Origin of the sequence: Winogradskyella sp. SYSU M77433 (assembly GCF_029911945.1) — a bacterium.
In the GTDB taxonomy this organism is placed as follows: Bacteria; Bacteroidota; Bacteroidia; order Flavobacteriales; family Flavobacteriaceae; genus Winogradskyella.
Genome location: NZ_JARYTG010000032.1, coordinates 1 through 910, shown reverse-complemented (window position 1 = coordinate 910; position 910 = coordinate 1). Strand labels below are relative to the sequence as shown.

Here is a 910-nt window from a genome sequence, read left to right as displayed (position 1 = left end):
CGTTGGCAGTAATATGAACTAATCCCAATCAGAGTCTTCTAAAGTGAAGATTTTGCTTACTTCGATTTCAAAAATTTTAGCTAATCTCAAAGCTAAAACTGTTGAAGGAACATATTTCCCTAATTCCATTGCATTTATTGTTTGCCTACTGACTTTAGCCAATTTTGCTAATTCAGCTTGCGTAATATTCTTTTTTGCTCTTTCGACCTTAATACTATTCTTCATAATAAGCTGATTTTTTTAGTTTGGAAATTTGCCAATTAAATCTAACTATGAAAAACAGCAAGACTGTGAACATATTAAATATCATAACCCATAAAAAATACAAACCATAAACGAACAAAAATGATAATAAAAGAATGGCAAAATTGAAATAAACAGCCCAAACCAAAGACTCTAATCTAATTTTAGAAATATACTCATCTTCCGATTTTTCTTCTGAAAAAGCAACTAATAATGAACTGATAATAATCAAAACACCTAGAATTTCATTTAATACATTATTATTAACCATTCTGAAAGTTTTTTTACCATCAGAAAGTATTTCACCTACAAAAATTGCAGGAACATTAAAATCTAAAAAACTTGGCTCATATTCATAGATAAGAGTTATTAAACCAATAATTGCGGAAGGAATGAGAATAAACCACCCAATTTTTTTAAACTTATTCGGAAATAAAAAATTTAGTTTCATAATAAACGGATTTGAATTTATACAAATGTAAAACAAACAATTCTATTTGACAAACAAACTTTACATTTAGTAAAACAAACACTACTGCCAACAACGTGTAAGCGCAATAACGGCTGAATTTTCTACCGAAAATTCAACTCGTTTTTGCTATCTTTAGTGCGTCAGCGGAAAGTAATCGGGTACTTTCCCGTTACTGACGCTTACACAAAACCGTTG

2 protein-coding genes are annotated in these 910 nt (G+C 29.6%); both read right to left on the bottom strand.

The annotated features are described in order from the left end of the window. Window positions 1-18: 18 nt before the first annotated feature. Window positions 19-225, bottom strand: a complete 207-nt coding sequence (locus QGM60_RS18135) for a helix-turn-helix transcriptional regulator (RefSeq protein ID WP_281141651.1) — start codon at window positions 223-225, stop codon at window positions 19-21. Continuing rightward, entirely contained in the window at window positions 215-694 is a 480-nt protein-coding gene (locus tag QGM60_RS18130; protein WP_281141650.1) for a hypothetical protein, read from the bottom strand. Before QGM60_RS18130 ends, QGM60_RS18135 begins: the two co-directional genes overlap by 11 nt. Between the last annotated feature and the right edge of the window lie 216 nt (window positions 695-910).

Excerpts from the sequence above, each read along its gene's own strand:
- QGM60_RS18135 (WP_281141651.1), bottom strand. The coding sequence starts at position 225 with ATGAAGAATAGTATTAAGGTCGAAAGAGCAAAAAAGAATATTACGCAA.
- QGM60_RS18130 (WP_281141650.1), bottom strand. The coding sequence starts at position 694 with ATGAAACTAAATTTTTTATTTCCGAATAAGTTTAAAAAAATTGGGTGG.